This is a genomic window from Variovorax saccharolyticus (genome assembly GCF_030316765.1).
Lineage (GTDB): Bacteria > Pseudomonadota > Gammaproteobacteria > Burkholderiales > Burkholderiaceae_C > Variovorax > Variovorax saccharolyticus.
The window spans coordinates 913,167-930,060 of the sequence record NZ_JASZYT010000002.1 but is presented as its reverse complement, the minus strand read 5'-3'; the positions used below and the strand labels follow the sequence as shown (position 1 = coordinate 930,060).

General features: G+C 61.7%; 14 protein-coding genes. 4 read left to right on the top strand and 10 right to left on the bottom strand.

Annotated features, from left to right (window positions below; genetic code table 11):
- Positions 1-635 precede the first annotated feature (635 nt).
- On the top strand, positions 636-1,424 hold the full coding sequence (locus QTI45_RS10515) for a zinc ribbon domain-containing protein (protein WP_286654292.1): 789 nt from the start codon (positions 636-638) through the stop codon (positions 1,422-1,424).
- Positions 1,425-1,747: 323 nt separating this feature from the next.
- Here QTI45_RS10515 and QTI45_RS10510 read toward each other — a convergent pair whose 3' ends face one another.
- From QTI45_RS10510 to QTI45_RS10495, 4 genes are all read right to left on the bottom strand, one after another.
- Complete coding sequence (locus QTI45_RS10510) at positions 1,748-2,866, bottom strand: FAD-dependent monooxygenase (protein WP_286654291.1); 1,119 nt, start codon at positions 2,864-2,866, stop codon at positions 1,748-1,750.
- Positions 2,867-2,945: 79 nt separating this feature from the next.
- Positions 2,946-3,551, bottom strand: a complete 606-nt coding sequence (locus QTI45_RS10505; RefSeq protein ID WP_286654290.1) for an isochorismatase family protein — start codon at positions 3,549-3,551, stop codon at positions 2,946-2,948.
- A 64-nt stretch (positions 3,552-3,615) separates the two neighbouring features.
- Positions 3,616-4,443, bottom strand: coding sequence for a pirin family protein (locus QTI45_RS10500; protein ID WP_286654289.1), 828 nt, complete (start codon positions 4,441-4,443; stop codon positions 3,616-3,618).
- A gap of 30 nt (positions 4,444-4,473) precedes the next feature.
- Positions 4,474-5,547 carry an alkene reductase gene (locus QTI45_RS10495; protein ID WP_286654288.1) on the bottom strand — a complete coding sequence of 358 codons (1,074 nt, stop codon included), beginning with the start codon at positions 5,545-5,547 and terminating at the stop codon, positions 4,474-4,476.
- A 110-nt stretch (positions 5,548-5,657) separates the two neighbouring features.
- On the opposite strand from QTI45_RS10495, the gene QTI45_RS10490 reads away from it, so the two are divergent.
- The gene (locus tag QTI45_RS10490; protein WP_286654287.1) at positions 5,658-6,551 is read left to right on the top strand and encodes a LysR family transcriptional regulator; all 894 of its coding nucleotides are present in this window, start codon (positions 5,658-5,660) and stop codon (positions 6,549-6,551) included.
- Positions 6,552-6,557: 6 nt separating this feature from the next.
- Here the strand turns inward: QTI45_RS10490 and QTI45_RS10485 are convergent, their stop codons facing one another.
- Positions 6,558-7,478: a LysR substrate-binding domain-containing protein gene (locus QTI45_RS10485; protein ID WP_286654286.1), complete on the bottom strand. Its 921-nt coding sequence runs from the start codon at positions 7,476-7,478 to the stop codon at positions 6,558-6,560.
- 80 nt (positions 7,479-7,558) lie between these two features.
- On the opposite strand from QTI45_RS10485, the gene QTI45_RS10480 reads away from it, so the two are divergent.
- Positions 7,559-9,118, top strand: a complete 1,560-nt coding sequence (locus QTI45_RS10480; protein WP_286654285.1) for an MFS transporter — start codon at positions 7,559-7,561, stop codon at positions 9,116-9,118.
- Between the two features lie 1,013 nt (positions 9,119-10,131).
- Here the strand turns inward: QTI45_RS10480 and QTI45_RS10475 are convergent.
- The 5 genes from QTI45_RS10475 to QTI45_RS10455 all read right to left on the bottom strand — a co-directional run bounded on the left by QTI45_RS10475 (position 10,132) and on the right by QTI45_RS10455 (position 13,505).
- A complete protein-coding gene (locus QTI45_RS10475; RefSeq protein WP_286654284.1) occupies positions 10,132-10,602 on the bottom strand; it encodes a hypothetical protein in 471 nt (156 codons plus the stop codon).
- Positions 10,599-11,210, bottom strand: a complete 612-nt coding sequence (locus tag QTI45_RS10470) for a hypothetical protein (RefSeq protein ID WP_286654283.1) — start codon at positions 11,208-11,210, stop codon at positions 10,599-10,601. Before QTI45_RS10470 ends, QTI45_RS10475 begins: the two co-directional genes overlap by 4 nt.
- Before the next feature lie 160 nt (positions 11,211-11,370).
- Complete coding sequence (locus QTI45_RS10465; protein WP_286654282.1) at positions 11,371-11,952, bottom strand: hypothetical protein; 582 nt, start codon at positions 11,950-11,952, stop codon at positions 11,371-11,373.
- Positions 11,953-12,064: 112 nt separating this feature from the next.
- Positions 12,065-12,247, bottom strand: a complete 183-nt coding sequence (locus QTI45_RS10460; RefSeq protein WP_286654281.1) for a hypothetical protein — start codon at positions 12,245-12,247, stop codon at positions 12,065-12,067.
- A 451-nt stretch (positions 12,248-12,698) separates the two neighbouring features.
- Complete coding sequence (locus tag QTI45_RS10455) at positions 12,699-13,505, bottom strand: hypothetical protein (RefSeq protein WP_286654280.1); 807 nt, start codon at positions 13,503-13,505, stop codon at positions 12,699-12,701.
- An 877-nt stretch (positions 13,506-14,382) separates the two neighbouring features.
- Here QTI45_RS10455 and QTI45_RS10450 point away from each other — a divergent pair.
- Entirely contained in the window at positions 14,383-16,320 is a 1,938-nt protein-coding gene (locus tag QTI45_RS10450; protein WP_286654279.1) for a helix-turn-helix domain-containing protein, read from the top strand.
- The last annotated feature ends 574 nt before the right edge of the window (positions 16,321-16,894 follow it).

The window sequence follows — 16,894 nt, the reverse complement described above, 5'->3', positions numbered from 1 at the left end:
ACCCCCTGCGGCAGGTTGCGGCCAAAACCGGAAGTTCATCACGATGCTCCGGTTTTGCTGCCGTTGGTTGCCATCGGCCCTCCGACCCCGACTACAGTCGGCCCTCGAAGGCGGGTTCGCGCGTCGCAATCCGCTTTTTAGAGCTGTCGAACGAGAATCGCACATATGTCCAAGTCGAAGTTTATAAGAGACTCCAATGCGGAACTGGATGGCCGAGAGTGGGGCAAGTTCTTGGCATGGGTCAAGGTGCCGGGTCGCACAAAGTCTGAGATGGAGGAGCGCTTCAACGAGCTTGTTCGCGCCGGCAACCGGCACGCTGTCGCGGCGGAGCTCAAAATGCCTCGCCCGCCGCGGCCGACGTCTTGGGATTTGGGGCCATACGCGACCGACGTTGCAGGAATTCCGCCAATCGACGAGGCCGGGCTCTGGAAGCCTGGCAGAACGCAGTAGACACTGCGCGCTGCTAGCCGCGCGCGCCTTCCTTCAGCATACGCTGGCCGATGGATAGGTGCTTTCGTCGTCGGCCAAGACCAGACATTGGCCGAGACCTCCTGGATGCTTGATGCTCTCATTTCGCCTGATGCAAAAGCCAGACTCTCAGAATCAGTCGGCTCCACGTTCATAGGGACCACTCGATGAAATTCTGTCCCCACTGCGGTTCCAAGCTAGTTATTGAGAACAGTCGGTTCTGCCAGGAATGCGGCCTGGAGTTGGAAAGCCTTCCTGCGTCACGTGAAGGTCTGGAGACTGCCGTTGTTCCGCCGACGGCCCAGGCGGTGACCGGCGAACCCGTTCGTTCGAGCGCGCAGGCGCACAGTTTTGGTGACGCGCATGCCGCCGCGTTCTTTCCCGCTCCCGTTTCTCCGCCTGGTCGTCTCTCAGCTTGGTTTTGGGCAGGCTGTATCGCCCTCGTTCTCTCGTTCGGCTTTTGGCTTCTGCCCGTTTTCGGCGGCACGCCGACACTGAGCACCGGATTCACGGCAGTGGACGTCATCCTCATCGCAGGGTTTCTGAACGCTCACCTCTTTCGAAGGACGGGCCGCCGGCGGCTCATCGGTTTTGTCTTCGGCGTCGTCGTGAGCATTGCTTTGCTGTGGTGCCTGAAAGTCGCGCTTGGAGGCGCATATCGGATGGGAGTCGTTCCAGGACCCGCTGCCGCCAAAACGTCTGGGGCCACTGTGCCCAGTGAAGGTGCCAAGCCACATATCGACCCGAAAGGCTGGACCGAAGAAAGCACTGGGAGTACCGAGCCGGGTCCGTGGCTCAAGTTCTCGCCTGCCGGCACCCGCTACTACCAGGACGCCAAGGGTGTCATCTATCGGCTCTACCCGCCGGGTGTTAAGCCTGACGCAGAGCCTGCAAATCCGTTTGGGGTGATTGACAGCACCGCGGAGCCTCCAGCGCCGGTTCGGGTTCGTCCCTGACCGCCGATACGCTAGGGTGCGTGCGTTGAACCCTGAGGGGCGTCAGCCGCCCACAACATGCAGGCACAGTGCAGTGGCGCAAGTAGGTCGGACGGCGCGCCATTCTGATGCAACTAGCCGAGGTCACGAGGCGACTGGCTATTTGGCCTGGCCGTTCATTGATGCTAGAAGCTGAACCCGACGCTACTTGAACGGCAGCTTTCGGATTTTTCCACCGGCGGCTCTGGGCCCAAAGCCGAAGTCCAAATTCGTCGAAAGCAGCCGCTCAACCCTCGCAATTGTTCAAGCGGCCGAAATGCCGGGCCGTGCCAACTGGCTACTCACTACTTGAGTGCAATCTGCACATACTCTGCGCTTAGACGGCGCGAGTGTTGGACCAACGCACGGACGTAGGGCAATCGTGCAGCTTGGTAGCGCAAGAGCGCATTCGAGGCTGGCTCGCCCGCTGGACGGTCTGCAAGTATGCGGGCCAATACCATGGCATCGTCCACTCCGGCTGCGAAGCCACTTCCCGTCATTGGCGATACGACATGTCCGGCGTCGCCGACAAGTGCCACTGCGCCGACGGCCAGTGTGTCGGGCACGTACTCTGCGATGGGTGCGCCGCTGAGCGACGCCGTTGATTGCACACCGACTGCAACGGCCTCCGCCCATCTCTCCGGCCACACCTTCGGGACCATAGCCAGAAGCTCGGCGCGCACATCTGAGCCAATGCTTCCGCGTCCAAGCGTTCCGACCAGATTGCCGTCGGGCGTCAGCCGATTCGTTGCGCGCAACAGGGCCTCACGGTGTGCATCGAACCACGCGAAGGTCACTAGGCGTCTACCAATTTCCAACGAGCCATCCCGACCCGGCAGAACTGCTGCGACCAAACGATAGCCTCGCTCGAAATCTATCCAGAGACCGCCGTCCGAAGGCCAGGCGACTGGCCGCGTCAGCGTCTGCTCTTCCACGAGACCGCGCCACACGAGATAGCCGGCGTAACGCGCGTAGGGTGCTTCTGGTGAAATCGCTCTGCGGACGACGCTGTAATAGCCGTCCGCGCCGATGACGGCATCGGCCAACAATTTCGTGCCGTCAGAGAAGTGGAGTTCCGCTCCCTGCTCGCGGTTGTTGACGGAGGTCACCGTCTTGCCCTCGTCGAGGAGGATGCCTGGCGTCTCGAGGGCTCGGCCTCGCAACCATGCATAGAGTGCGGGCCAGGTCGTCAGATGACGGTCGCGGTACGCAGGTACGACGGCCAGCTTTGGATAGACGCGAGGGTCGTGACCCGTGGTGGCGGCAATCGCGGCGAGGCTTACGCTCAGACTGTCGCCGCCATTCAGGCGCTCTGCTGCACGCTCCACCACGTGCACCGGAACTCCTCGAGAAGCACAAGCCAGCGCGAGCGTGAGCCCTGCGAGCGAACCTCCGACGATGACGATGTGCGGTTGGGAATCCATGGTGATTCAGGTGTGGGGCGGTCGAAGGCAGTTGCGGGCCGAAGTGCGAAGACCCCGGCCCACAACGGCAGTTGGTGACTCAGACGATGCCAGCGCCCAGTGCCGGGAAGACATCAGAGAACAACAGCCCGATGAGTTGCTGACCCTGGGGGGTGGACCAGTCCTGCGCGATTTCCGCCATGAGCGTATTCGTGGCCGTCAGCACGACGCCGGCGTCGTGCATGCGTTGACGCGAGAACTCTTCGCTCAGGTCGCTCGGGGAGCCCGATGCGTCCATCACGGCCTGTACCCCAAAGCCTTCCTTCGCTGCATCAATGGCGGGGAAGATGAGGCAGACGTCGGTCGTCACGCCGGCCATGATGAGGTTCTTGCGACCGGTCGCGAGCACAGCCTTCTTGAAGTCAGGGTAGGCCCAGGCGTTCACCACGCCCGGACGCTTGATGCGCGCTGCGTGTGCCTCGGGAAGGATTTCGGCAATCTTCGGCAGGATGGGACCTTGCGCACGGTCTTCCTGGCTGGACGTGATGACCACTGGCATGTTGAGAATCTTCGCCATCTTGGCCAATGCAACCGATTGCTTGGCAGCGAGGTCCTTGTCGATGTTCTTGATGAGCTGCATGGTTCCGACCTGATGGTCGATGAGCAGCAAGGCAGAGTTCTCGGCGGTGAATTGTTCAGTCTTCATGGTGTAGCTCCTTGGATGTGAATGGGGCGGGTGGGACACGTGCCCCGGGGGTGTGTGGCTGCCTTCAGAGACTTCCCATATCGCCACGGTGATAGGCGGCCGCTGCCGCGGCCAGGTTGTCCCGGCTTGCGAAGGCCATCGGGCCATTCGAGAGGACGGGTTGATGCAACGGCGTGCCAATGAAGACGGCAACCTTCGCGCCGCCCGGTTTACCCACGAGCCGGTGCGTCGTCGCATCGGTTGCGGTCGGCAGGATGGGCGCCCCCAGGTCTTCCAGACCGAAGCGCTGGCCATCGATTTCGGCGCTGCCGAACACCGGCATGAAGAAGGCGCGTTGGCCTGCCGGAATGGGCAGCTCGAGTTCGGCGCCGTCATCCAGCGTGACGTCCAGCAAGGTGACCTCGGTCGGTGGCGTCAACGGCGAGCTCACGCCGTCGAAGCTGCCCAGCGGAACGCGCACCCGTGCCCCAGGGCGCTGCACCAAAGGCACGTCCTGCGGCTTCAAGGTCAGCGCGAACGGTGCGTCAGTCTGGCGGCTCTCCGGCAGGTTCACGAAGATTTGCAGCAGGTGGGTCGTACTCCCCAGGACCGCCGGATTCTCTTCATGCACCACGCCACGGCCAGCGGCCGTCCAGTGCAGTCCACCCGGCTCGATGAGCGTGCTGTTGCCCTTCGAATCGCGGTTCGCAATGCCTGTCTCCGAATCGAGGAACAGGTAGGTCACTGCAGAGAACCCGGCATGCGGATGCGGCGGGAACGTGGGTGCGCTCATCCAGGCGTGGTCGATGCCCATGAAGGGGTCGAGCTGCGCGGGGTCGTCACCATGCAGGCGGTAGGCGCGGAACTGTGTTCCGCGGTTGGCGCGTTGCATGCGGGCAATGGTGGCGGTCATGGCATAGGCTCCTTGTGGCTTCAAGCCACTTCAGTCGACCTCGGCGGGCACCAACACTGGATAGTCAATGTAGCCCTTGGCGGTCGGTGGTGCGAAGAAGGTGCTGCGGTCGGCTTCGTTGAGCGCGGCGCCCACGCGGAAGCGTTCTGGCAGGTCTGGATTGGCGAGGAACGCGCTGCCGAAAACCGTCGCGTCAGCCTTGCCTTCGGACACCGCCGCTTCGGCGCTGTCCTGTGTCAGGCCGCTGCCCATGAGGTAGGCGCCATCGAATCGTTGGCGCAGCAGCGCGTGGTAATCGACCTTCGGCGTACCGAAGAGGGCGACCTGGAGGTAGGCCAGGTCCCAACCCTTGAGCTTGTCCACGAGGTAGGTGTAGGTCTCTTGCGGAGCCGCATCCGTGATGCTGTTGTAGTTCATCTCCGGAGAAATCTTGATGCCCACGCGGTCGGCACCGGCCTCCGCAGCCATGGCGTCCACGACGTCCAGCACGAAGCGAGCACGGTTCTCGACCGAGCCTCCGTACAGGTCTTGCCGCTGGTTGCTGCCCGAAGACAGGAATTGCTCGGGTAGGTAGCCCGATGCGGCGTGCAGTTCTACACCGTCGAAGCCCGCTTCGATGGCACGCCGGGTTGCTTGACGGTAGTCATCGATGACGTCGGCAATCTCCTTGAGGCTCAGTTCGCGCGGTGTCACGAAGTCGACTTGGCCGACCGGCGTCCAGGCCTGTCCTTCGGGCTTGATGGCAGAGGGCGCCACGGGGATGGCGCCGTTGAGCAGCGAGGGATGCGAGACCCGGCCGCAGTGCATAACTTGCATGAAGATGCGGCCGCCGCGTGCGTGCACGGCCTCGGTCACCTTCTTCCAAGCGGCGACTTGCGTCTCGGTCTCGATGCCCGGCGTGTGCACGTAGCCCTTGCCCATGGCGGAGGGAAACACGCCCTCGGTGATGATGAGTCCGGCGCTGGCGCGCTGGGCGTAGTACGCGACCGTCATGTCGCCGACGACGCCATCCTCGTCGGCACGGGAGCGCGTCATCGGCGCCATGACGACACGGTTCGGCGCGACCAGTCGGCCGATGCGCACGGGGGTGAGAAGTTGCTTCATGGTCATCGAATTTCTCCTGTGTGAATGCGATGAACGAATGTTCGTTTATTCCTCCCTGGAGATAAATACGTTAGATTGGCAAACATTGGTTCAAAAATGGAGCAATCACTTTGGAGCTGTTGAACGACATGGCGCTGTTCGTGGAGGTGGCCCACGCCCGGAGCTTCCGGGGTGCCGCCGAGGTGACGGGGGTTCCCAACTCCACGCTGTCGCGCCGCATCAGCGCGCTGGAGAAGGCCATCGGGCTGCGGCTGCTGCACCGCACGACACGCAAGGTCGAGTTGACGGAGGCCGGTCAGATTTACTACGAGCGCAGCCGGCGCATCGTGGACGAGGCCCGCATCGCGCACGAGCAGTTGGGAGAGATGCTTGCGCAGCCCAGCGGCGTGTTGCGCGCCTCGTTACCGGTGGACTTTGCGACCATCTACATGGCGCCTCTCGTGGCGGAATTCGCGCGGCGCTATCCCGGCATCGCCTTCGACTTCGACCTCACGCCACGGCGTGTGGACTTGGTGTCCGAGCCCTTCGATGTGGCCATCCGCATGGGTGAGTTGGCCGACTCGAACCTGATTGCCAGGCTGCTCGCACGCCTTTCGGTCAAGGCGTACGCCTCGCCGGGCTACCTGAAGGTGGCCGGCGAGCCAACCCATCCGTCGGACCTCTCGCAGCACGAGTGCCTGGGCTTTGCGAAGGCCGCCACCTGGGAACTGCACCGTGGCGCCGAGTCGGTGCAGGTCGGGGTCGGCGGACGCTTTCTGGTCAACAGCGTCGGCATGTTCCGTCGCCTGGCCACACTTGACTTGGGCATCGTGTTGCTGCCCGTGGAAATCGTGGCGGAGGATGTGGCAGCCGGCCGCCTGCGCAGGGTGCTGCCCGAATGGGAAGGCAAGTCGACGCCGGTCTACGCGTTGACGGAAACGCGACTGCTACCCGCCAAGGTGCAGCGCTTCATCGAGTTCCTGCAAGAGCGCCTGGGCCAGCGCGACACATCGGGACAGGCTTGAGCGCTGCTATGCCGGCGTATCTTGGATGGCCTTGGGCAGATGCTCCACCAGGTAGTCGATGAGGCTGCGTACGGAGGGCAGCATGCCGCGTGGCGGCGGATACACGAGGTGAATCAGGTTCTCGCCTGCAGCCCACTCCGGAAGCACCTGTTCGAGCGCGCGGCTGCGCAACGCCTCGGCGACGATGGGCTCTGGCATCAGCGCGATGCCGACGCCATGCAACGTCGCTTGATGCTGAACCCGCAGGTCGCTGGACACCAGGCGTGGACTGAGCCGGACGCGGGCCTGCTCGCCGGCGCTGCTCGTGACCGACCAGACCGCCACGCCATCCTGCTGGTCGCCCAGTTGGCTGACCACGTCGAAGTTGGACATCTCCGAAGGGTCGGCGGGCCTGCCGTTTCGGTCGAGGTAAGCCGGGCTGGCCACCAGGATGCGCCGGGCTGTTCCCAGCGTCTTGACGACCATTCCGGCATCGCCGTCCATCTCTGGCCGGGCCCGCAACACCAAGTCGAAGCGCTCCTCAATCTGCGCGACCGACCTGTCGGTGGCCTCGAGGAACAGGCTGACCTTCGGATGCCGTGTCAGGTAGCCCGGCAGGATGGGAGCCAGGTAGCTCTGTGCCATGACCACAGGGCAGCTCAGCCGCACCTTGCCGCTGGGCTCTGCCTGCAGTTCGGCCAGGCTCTCGTAGGCGGCCTGCGCACCGTCTACCGCTGCGGTACACCGCTCATAGAAACGTTGGCCGGCCTCTGTCAGCGACAGCTTGCGTGTGGAGCGCTGCATCAATCGCACGCCCACGCGCCGCTCTAGTTCGGCAACTCGTCGGCTCAACCGGGTCTTCTCTACGCCGGTCGCACGGGCGGCGGCCGAGAAACCGTTGTGCTGCACAACGGCCGAAAAGAAGTAGAGGTCGTTGAGGTCGTCCATGGTAATTGGTGCAGCATTGCACCAATCAATTGTGATTCTGGCATCTTATCAATGTACTGGTGCAGCCATAACCTCCCAGGGTGTCCTCCCAGACGATTTCCGCCCCCCGCTCAACGACTCAGGCCGCGCCGCGCCGCGCCCTGCTTGCCACCATCTTTCTGCTGACCCTGCTCGAGTTCTTGCAGTCCGGGATGATTGCGTTCGCCGCCGGCCCCATCATGGGTGAAATCGGTGCGTCGCCCGAGGAGTTCAGTCTGACCACGGTCGCGTACGCCGCCGTGGCCATTTCGACCATCTCGAAGCAGCGGTGGCTCGTCGAACGACTGGGCTGGCGGAACTTCGTGCTGGCATCGCTCGGACTGTTCATGCTTGGCAGTGCCGTTTGTGCCTCGAGCGACTCGTACCAGGCATTCATGGTCGGCCGCGTCATCATGGGCTTGGGTGGGGCGGCATTCATGACCACCGGGCGAGTGCTGGTGAACCTGATTCCGCCCAGCCCGCAGCGGTTCACGGGCATCAAGTACTTCGCGACCGGTTTGGCTGCCGGAATTGCGTTTGCGCCCGGGCTGGCGTCCTTGTCCGTTGCCCACGATGCGTGGAGCGGAATCTTCGTTCTGCTGATGTTGGTGGCCGCTGCTGCCGCGTTCACTGCCACGCAGTCGTTGCCCACCGACGTCGTGCAGGACGACCTGCGAAGCCGGAGCCACCCGGTGCTCTTCATGAGCCTTGCCTGCGGCAGCTTCCTGGTGCTTTACGCCATTCAACGGAGCCAGTACGACTTCTTCACCGACGCCACGATGTTGGTCACCATCCTCGGGTGTGGCGCCTTGGCGATGTACTACTTCTTCCGGGCACTCCGGAACCACGAGCGCCCGTTGCTGGCGCTCCAAGCCCTGAGGCGCCCTCGATACATGTTTGGCGTTGCGTTGTTCATGCTTTGCTATGTGCTGCTCGGCGCGAACAACCTCATCTTGCCGGTGCTGTTGCAGCGTGGTCTCGGCGTCCCTTGGGAGGTCGTTGGGCGAATTCAGACCCTTGGTTTGTCGAGCGCATTGTTGGCGTGGGCGCTGATGATGTGGGCACTGCCGAGATGGCCCGGACCCAAGAAATTTCTGGTGGGGGGCTTCGTCTCGCTGGCCATCTTCGGCGCTCAGCTTTCCCGGCTGACTGGCGACGTCCACGTCTGGACCGACATCCTGCCGGCACTAGCCGCCAACGGCATCTTCCTGATGTTCGTGATGGCGACCACGGCAATGCACACCTTCCGGGATGTGCAACACGACGACGCCGTTCTGTCGCATGCCCAGCAACTCAAGAACATGCTCGCCCAGTTCGGCACTGCGCTCGGCGTTGCCTCATCAACGTTGCTGCTGCAGTGGCGAAGCACCGAGCACTACATGTCCCTCGTCACGCGCTTCGAGAACGGCAACCCCATCTACATCCAGGCCGTTCGCACGCTGAGCCAAGCCCTCTTTGCCAATGGCGCTGGCCCAAATGCGGACTCGATGGCGGTGGCCCACCTGGGCCAAATGGTGACGCAGCAAGCGACTCTGATGGCCTGCCTGGACTACTTCACGGTGGTGGCCGCGATTGGCCTGCTCGGGGCGTTGGCTATGTTGCTCCAGCGCTTGATGAAGTGAAGACTACGCCAAGTGCCTGCCATCGCACCTCATACAGGCGACGCGGATGGCCTAGAGGAAACCAGGGTCGAGGCTTGACTGTCCGCTATTGGCCGACTGTAGCCGGTGGGATGGCGCCGCGGCTTCCGGCTAGTTCACACAAATGTCGACGACCTTGCCTTCCTTCAGGAAGCTATAGCATCCTGAAGCTCCGCCCTTCACTTGCGAACATCGACCAACCACCGTCCCTGAAGCTTGCGGCTTGTCCTCGGGCACGCAACGACCTTCGCATTGGGCGGTATCCGTGCACGCCTTGCCAGCGTCCGCTGTGAAACGAGTGCACAGACCATAGTGAAATGGACCTTCGGGTTCCCAGACACCGGCATCTGCCGCGCAGTTCGCTCGGACCGCTAGATACTCAACATTGCTTTGGTCACAGGGAATGCGTTCACCGCGCCGCCGCTCCCCCTTGTCTCGAAGCCAGGGGTAACGTTTCACTTCCCAATTCTTGTCTGCCGGCCATGTGAAGGCGCCGCATCCAAAAGGGGTCCTGAACACCACGTCTCCGGAGGCTGCCGGCCTTTCACTGGGCACGATGACCGCGGAGATTGAGCACCGGTCGTCCTCCGAAGAAGCTGTGCAGCTTCTGTCACGACCGCCCCCTCTCATATCGATGTCTGCTAGTACTGACTGGAAGTCCGCGGACAGCAAGAGCGTTGTCCCGTCGCCTGGAAAGACAAGAACAGCTCCAGGTTCGTGGCCTTTCGTTCCGTGAATCCTGGCCACCGCAACGGCCTTGTCTCGCACCCCTAGCTTCGACGCCAGTTCCTGAGCGACCCTTTTCTCCGCGAGAGTGAGCACGTCCCCCTCAATGTTGACCTCTTGGCCAGCTACGACCAGGCCCGTGAAGAGCCCAAGCAACAGCGCAGCGAGGAAGTGTGTGAGGCGATGAAAAGGCATGAACGGTTCGAAGGAGGCACGACAGATGAAAAACTGGAGGGGCGCGACGAACTTCCGGTGTTGGCCGGCAGCCGTCAAGTCTCGACGCGGTCCAGTTCGGCCTCAGCATAGCGTTTGCTGGTGCCATCCAACCAGTAGACGTAAGTCTGGTCTTTGAAGTGCCACGTCAGCCCGACCACGGCCGTGGTCGCACCCTGAATTGATGAGGAGCGAACGCTAACCTTGGAGCCCCTGGCATAGAGCGGTGAAGTGGGCAAGCGCACGGTGGAAAAAGGCATCAAGCGAACGAGCTGCCCGTCGAGCGACAGAACCAGGTAGCCCTCCTCGATACTCGTGCAAAGAGCGGTGCAGCCTCCTGCAGACGCGATTTTCTTCGCGTCTGCAGGATGAGGGCCGCCTTGGCCAGCATCTGCGTTCCAACGGCATAGGACCCAATGGCCGACAAAGCCGTTGGGGTCAAGCGACGGTTCGTTTTTCATCAGATTGGGAAGGCGGTTGGAATGTCCGGTGTTGGTCGGACACGGCTGTTGGAGGCCGAGCTTCATGCCGGCTCCGACATCATGGCAAGTTCTTCCCAGAACGGTCTGCCTTTTGGCGCTATGAGCTCGACGACGAGAGCGTCTACGAACTCCTGGCGATTCCCTACGTCATGGTGGGTCAGGAGGGTGGTCCCTACTGCTCGCAGGAAGAGGTCTAGGGAGGGCGCTACTAGACGAGTGTTCGCGGACCCGTCGTCGGCCGCATGAGCGTAGATGGCCCCTGTACTCGTGTCGAGGAGAACCATGAACGGGTCGCCGTGCGAAATCGCCAACAACCCGGCGGGCCGCTCGCATTCATCACGGTCACCCCACCACTCGCATCCAGGGGTTGCGGCATTCAGCTTCAGCAGGCTTGCGAGGTAGTCGCCGTCACTGGCAAACGGGAATGCGCCCAGTACAAGCCGCCCGAGGTCCCACTGCATCGCCGCTTCCACAAATGAAGATGGCAAGGGCTCGGAAATCTGCTTCTCAATCCCTTGCAGCATCCTCGCTGCTTCTTCGCCCGAAGGCATCGAAGGCACGTAGACGGAAAACCTCGGAGAGCGTTGAATTTCATCAGCCCAACGCGACTTGAGTTGGCGTTCGATTTCCTGGCGGGAAAGCAGAATGGTCATCGGCCGATTGTTCATGGAGGTCAGTCTGTACGCACGCACTTCACGTCGGGCGCTCAACCGAGCTGCACAGGTTGTCGTATTCCCGCCGCGAAGGTCGGCTTCGGAGCGAATTGGACCAGGGCAGCGAATGTCGGCTTGTGGCCGCATTCTGCCGGCCGTCCTAAGCGCTCCGCGGTTGCGCGTACCGCAGAAGATGGTCACCGGTGAAGTTGTTGAAGAGACCGTCATAGGCGTCGCCCTCAGGCGAGGTCACTCGCACCAGTAGGCCGAGGTCCGCCACAGCCCGATGCAGAAGCGCAACCGCTGCCTCCGAAGAAGGCAGGGTCATCATTCGGCGCAGGAGACGTACGGATTCCTCGACGTCCAGCAACAGGTCCGGTGCATCAGCCTTCAGTAGTTCAACGCAGCGATGCATCTCCGCCAGCTTGCCGCCACCCGAGAACTTCAACAGGTCTTGCCAGTACGGATGCGTTGCCCCAAGGCCCAGGAACTCCTCCAACGACGCCGCAACTATGCCGGCCTGACCCTCGGAGGAGATATACAGCATGGCCCCACTGGATTGGCCCAGCAGAAAGACCCCGCCGGCGCCCTGGTGCGCCACAGTGACGAAGCGCTCCGGTGCGTCGACTCGGAACCAGTCATCAGCCATGTCGCCTTCGTCCAAGAGTCGGAAATCGAGACCGGCCTCAAGGGCCTCACGCAATCCGGCGCTGGTCAAGATGTCTTGGACAGTAATCGACATGGAAGACGCGGATGAGGATAGGTTAAGGGGTTGCTGCTACCGCAACATTCTGTCGGATTCGGGAAGGTCCGCAATTGGCCGCATGCTGACGGCCGGCAAGTCGCTCCGCCCCTCACGACGTGCTTACCTTGACCTGCACCTGAGCGCCGGCCGAAAGGTCGCGCACGCGCCAGTTCAGCGGGCGATTGAGGTCGCCGACGCCTACCTCGGTGTCGCGAGCGCCGGCGGGAAGACCGGTCGAGGTCTCCGATGGGCTGGGCTGTTTCACGTGGCCGCCGGCATTGGCACCGTTCACGCGACCGATGCTTCACTTGCGGTGGCAAGCGCTCCCCGCCGCAACATCCGTCCCGCTGGACTCGCTTCCAGTGAAAAGACCCACGTATCCCACGGAGTCTCCTTCGGTACGGATGAAGTCCACTCGCAATCCGGGCTCCTTCCAAGCCGCAGGCCTGTGGCAAGTGGAGAACGTTCACGCAGAGCTTCGAGCCGGTGGCTGAAATACTGGTACCGAGAGCCGCCTCGCGGCGAACGCCTATGAGCTCTCCGAGCTGAGCGAAGCGCAGCGAAGGGTAAGGAAAGATGTCAAAAGGGCCGCGTCAGCATTGGCTCCGCGGGCCGCGAACGTGGGTGCTTTCACTATCTCGAGCACGCTGACGACAGGAGACCGGGGAAAAGAGGTGAAAGTACCCACGGAGCGAAGCTGCTACGTGGGTACTTTCACCCCGAATTTGAGCAGATATCAAGAGCTAAGAAGAATGCTTAGTGGCTCTCTCGAACTCAAACTTCCCCCTGCGTCGTCGAAAGGAAGTCAAAACACCAGCAGCACAGAGCTTTCCGAGCACGTGTGTAATTTCGCGCCCAAGTTGTACCGGCTCACGGCCCCAAAGCACCGCGAGGTCCGCGACTTGAATCATGGTCCCCTTTGTTGCCCATATGAGGTCTGCCAAAGCGGTTTGAAGTCCGTCGGCGAGCAGATTTCGCTGATGCATGGGAATGTAGGTTCGTCCAAGCGTCTCAAGCGCGGATGCGAACCGTCTGCTCATGGTCACTGTGAACGCTCGACCTAGCCAATCGGCTTCCGAAATGAACCCGAAAACTTCACCGCTATCCCCAGCGTACCTTGTCACTGTGAACGTGGCAGCGCGAAGGTCCGAAAGAACGCGTCGAAGCGCCTTCACATTTGACGTACATACGTCGCGTCCTACAGAGCGAAGGAACTCGTCGGCGGTGAAAGCGAGCGTGACGTCGGCGTCTCGGCCTGCGGCCAACAACAATAGCCCAAGGAGCACACGCTTGTGAAACTGGCCAAGCTGTGGTCCTTCGTATCTAACCTCCTGTCCGTGAACGAGTTCATCAAGGCTGTCATGCCTGTGAACCTGAAAGACCGCGCTGACGTGCCCGCTCGGCGCGCCGGCGGTGAATGCCCCCGAGCGCAGCAGGTGAGGCATCATGTGGCTCAGGCCAGGTCGCGCCGGGTGATAGGTACGGTATGCCTCCTCCTCTTTCCAGCGTCGAGCTTCTTCAAGCTCCTTGTAGTTTGGACGGTAGTCCATCGCGAGGGCCTCCTGAGCGATTTGTGAGGCGCCCTGCGGCCTAAGGACCTCCAGTAGCCGCGACTTGGAGTCGCGGTCGGTATGGATGCTGGCGCCAGTCATATCGCATGCTCCGGGCTTTCCGCCGGCATGCGGATACGGGCTGTCGAACGTCCGACAGCCCGCTGATGCGGGAGCCCCAGCGGCGTAACTTCAAGCACAAAACGTGCAGCGACGGGATTCGACCGGACTCGCTGCTTCTTGCCTGGGGTGCTGCGCCCGGGTACTCGGGCGAACTCATCTAAATTTGCGAAGGGGGTCATGCGTTCATCGCGCGTTGGACACCAGACCTTCCATACGTCTTTAGCGTCGCCTCGCGCTGCGCTAGAGAGCGCGTGGTCTCTCATATAGCGAGCTCTCAATCGTTGAGCACTATAGATGCCAACGTGCACTGCTTGCAGCGCCGCTTACCGACCGAACCTACCGACTGGTCGTGCGCCGCACAGCCTTCACCCTTCGCCGCAACGAGCTAAAGCGCAAGACTTTCCGCGTGGTTGCTATAGGTGTCAGGTGGACTGAGAACGCCCTTGGCTCACCGCCTCGCCTGTAGAGCTTCGCAGGCGAGGGATTGCCAATAACGGCAGTCGTTCTGGTCTTCATCAACCAGCTACGAATGAACTGCGGTCGGACCCCACCACTCGCTCCGAGGTCGACCACGCATCTGCCGTTATTCCTCGCGTAACGAAGCCGTTATCACAAACCGAAACTATCAGTATCTCCAATGCTCGCACAGCAGCCCGCCGCATCGAACTTCAAAGTTGTCCCCACACTTCCGCCAATCCAGTCATCTCCTCGCTCAACGATGCGGTATGAGGACTTGCATCGACTGGGTCGCGAGATGCTGGCCAAGGGAGGCAAGAACGCGAAGCAACAGGCCAATATGGCGTCAGCGTTAAACCTTTGGATGCGGACATTTTCGTTCGCGCCAGAAACGTTCGTCGGAGCTGAGTTCTCGACCGATTTCGACGGCCACTTCCTGCGCTTCTCAGATGCACATGCGGAGCGTCTAGCCTCCCGGACGCAAAAGGACCGACAGGAGCAGATAGTTCAATGGGCGCGGCTGTTTGCTGCGCAAAGTCGCACAGACTCGTTGCCCCAATCATTTCATGCGGCATTGCAGGTTGCACTGGAGGCGAGCGGTCTCTCGAAGGCGGAAACCTGCCGTCGCGCAGGCATTACGCCGCCCACCCTGAATCGCTGGCTCACCGGCCCCTATCTGCCGCAGAGCTGCTCGATGGACGCGGTTCGTGCACTCGCCGGCGCACTCGGCTTCGAGGCCGATGCGCTACTGTCGAGACTCCCTCCTTTGCGCAGGACGCGCTATTCTCGCGAGGAGAAGCGGCCGCCGATGGCGCTCACCGCTTACGGTAAGCGAATCCAGCGCGGCAAGGCCGAAACTCCGAATTACACGCTCAGGCCAACGAAGCGAATCAGAGTGCAATGGGTCGACGTCCTTGCGTTCAAGACCGATGCCGGAAGGGAAACTGCTGACAAGACAAACACCTGGCGCCTCAAGCCGCTAGACCGAACTGGTATGCGCGTGCAATGGCCTATGCTCTACGAAGGGCAGGTGTGCGTTACCGGCGCTGTCGCGTGGAACAGTATCAGCCAGTTCCTCGGTTACCTCCGGCTGCCCAAGCCTTCAGGCCAGGGAATACCGGATGACGCCGTCGATACGATTGCGTGGCTGGCGGTGCCTGAGTTCATACGTGGATTCAACAGTTGGAAGCGGCGGCGCGCGGGAAACATCCGCCATCGCGGGCTGTCGACGTTTTTGCAGATGGCCATCTCCTTCGTGGCACCAAAGAGCGGATGGGTATGGAACAACCCCTCACTTGCCTCCAGTCTGCCCACCGCGTACGGGGGAAACGACAATGAGCAGCAATGGCAAGCAAGGTGCGCCCAGGCCCACGTAAAGCTCAAGGCTCAGCTCAAGGCGCTGACGAACGAAGGCAAGCTGACTCGCTCTCGGGACTCTCAGAACCGCGCGGCATCAATCTTGAACAGCGCTCATCCCCTGAAGTCGCTGCTCCGACTCGTTCAAGCGCTTGAGGCTAATCCACCGCCGCCCGCGCACGTCAGAGACTACCGGGCATGGATTCGTGACGTCTTGATGGTGAAACTCTTGGTCAGCAATCCGCTGCGGGTCGGTCACTTCTCGGTAATGACATACCGGCCGGACGGTTCTGGCAACCTGTACCGTTCCGACTCGGGCGCCTGGCGTATGCGGTTCATGGCATCGGATTTCAAGAATCAGAAGGGTGCTGCGGCCGAAGACTACGACGTTGCCGTTGAGCCTTCGGTGCATGCTTGGATTCATCGGTACCTTTCCGAGGCAAGACCCTATGCCGTGGACGCAGACAAAAACGAGTACTTGCTTCTTCCCTTTGTCCGAGGTCCCCGAACAGACGACGAGGGCGTGACTTGGTCAAGGAGGGACAAGAGCCGAGCACGTGGAGAGACTGCCCTCGAAGCGCACGGGCTAGAGCGCGCTGGCAACTGGAGCTCCGACTGCCTTGGGAAGCGGATTCAGGTTCTCACCGCCCTGTATTTGCCGGATACGTTGGGGTTCGGTCCGCACGTATTTCGCCACATCATCGCAACAGACCATCTCAAAAGACATCCACGCGACTACCTCACGGTGGCGCACCTCTTGCACGACAGGCTTGATACGGTCCTGCGAGAGTATGGACATCTCACTGTCGACGATGGTCTGCGTGTCTTGCACTCCGGCGTACAAGACGCGATGGCTGAACTCAAAGCTAGCCGCAGTTAGGAGGGGTGTCGATGACACTAACAAGTTGGGCGTTCTTCGTCTCACCTCCGACAGTCCGCGTTGGCCAGCACTGCAGATGAAGGAAGGGGACAGCCAAGGGCCCGAAGCCGATGTGAAGTGAGCAGGCCGATGCCTCACCCTTCCTCTAGCGATGCATCACTTCGCCTCTAAAGTGCTCATTGACGACATGCGAAAACACCAAGCGACGGCAATCAGGCAGTGGGCTGGAGCGCCGTGGGCCGGTCACACGGGTGCCGCCCCGACGGGGTTCGGTAACGGTGTCGAGGAGCCGGTCGGAAGCCGGCGAAAACCACGGCACGCAGCCAGCGTTGCTGATGTGGCCGGCGGCAGAGCGAGGCCCACCGAGCCTTCAGTCGAGAGGTCGCCCGCCTCGAAGTTGGTGGGTGGACTGACTGCAGGTAATCGAAAAACCGAGAGTGGCGCTACGGAGCAGGCATAGCTGCATCGCTCAACGTGTAGCGAGTGCTAGCAGCACCCAATCTGTCTAAAGCGCTTTCTGGCTGGACCGCGGCATCAGCAAGCATTGGCCCGTCGTTGACGGCGTCAAGGACCA

Excerpts from the sequence above, each read along its gene's own strand:
- QTI45_RS10470 (WP_286654283.1), bottom strand. The coding sequence starts at position 11,210 with ATGACCATTCTGCTTTCCCGCCAGGAAATCGAACGCCAACTCAAGTCG.
- QTI45_RS10455 (WP_286654280.1), bottom strand. The coding sequence starts at position 13,505 with ATGGACTACCGTCCAAACTACAAGGAGCTTGAAGAAGCTCGACGCTGG.
- QTI45_RS10515 (WP_286654292.1), top strand. The coding sequence starts at position 636 with ATGAAATTCTGTCCCCACTGCGGTTCCAAGCTAGTTATTGAGAACAGT.
- QTI45_RS10510 (WP_286654291.1), bottom strand. The coding sequence starts at position 2,866 with ATGGATTCCCAACCGCACATCGTCATCGTCGGAGGTTCGCTCGCAGGG.
- QTI45_RS10465 (WP_286654282.1), bottom strand. The coding sequence starts at position 11,952 with ATGTCGATTACTGTCCAAGACATCTTGACCAGCGCCGGATTGCGTGAG.
- QTI45_RS10450 (WP_286654279.1), top strand. The coding sequence starts at position 14,383 with ATGCTGGCCAAGGGAGGCAAGAACGCGAAGCAACAGGCCAATATGGCG.
- QTI45_RS10485 (WP_286654286.1), bottom strand. The coding sequence starts at position 7,478 with ATGGACGACCTCAACGACCTCTACTTCTTTTCGGCCGTTGTGCAGCAC.
- QTI45_RS10505 (WP_286654290.1), bottom strand. The coding sequence starts at position 3,551 with ATGAAGACTGAACAATTCACCGCCGAGAACTCTGCCTTGCTGCTCATC.
- QTI45_RS10495 (WP_286654288.1), bottom strand. The coding sequence starts at position 5,547 with ATGAAGCAACTTCTCACCCCCGTGCGCATCGGCCGACTGGTCGCGCCG.
- QTI45_RS10500 (WP_286654289.1), bottom strand. The coding sequence starts at position 4,443 with ATGACCGCCACCATTGCCCGCATGCAACGCGCCAACCGCGGAACACAG.
- QTI45_RS10475 (WP_286654284.1), bottom strand. The coding sequence starts at position 10,602 with ATGAAGCTCGGCCTCCAACAGCCGTGTCCGACCAACACCGGACATTCC.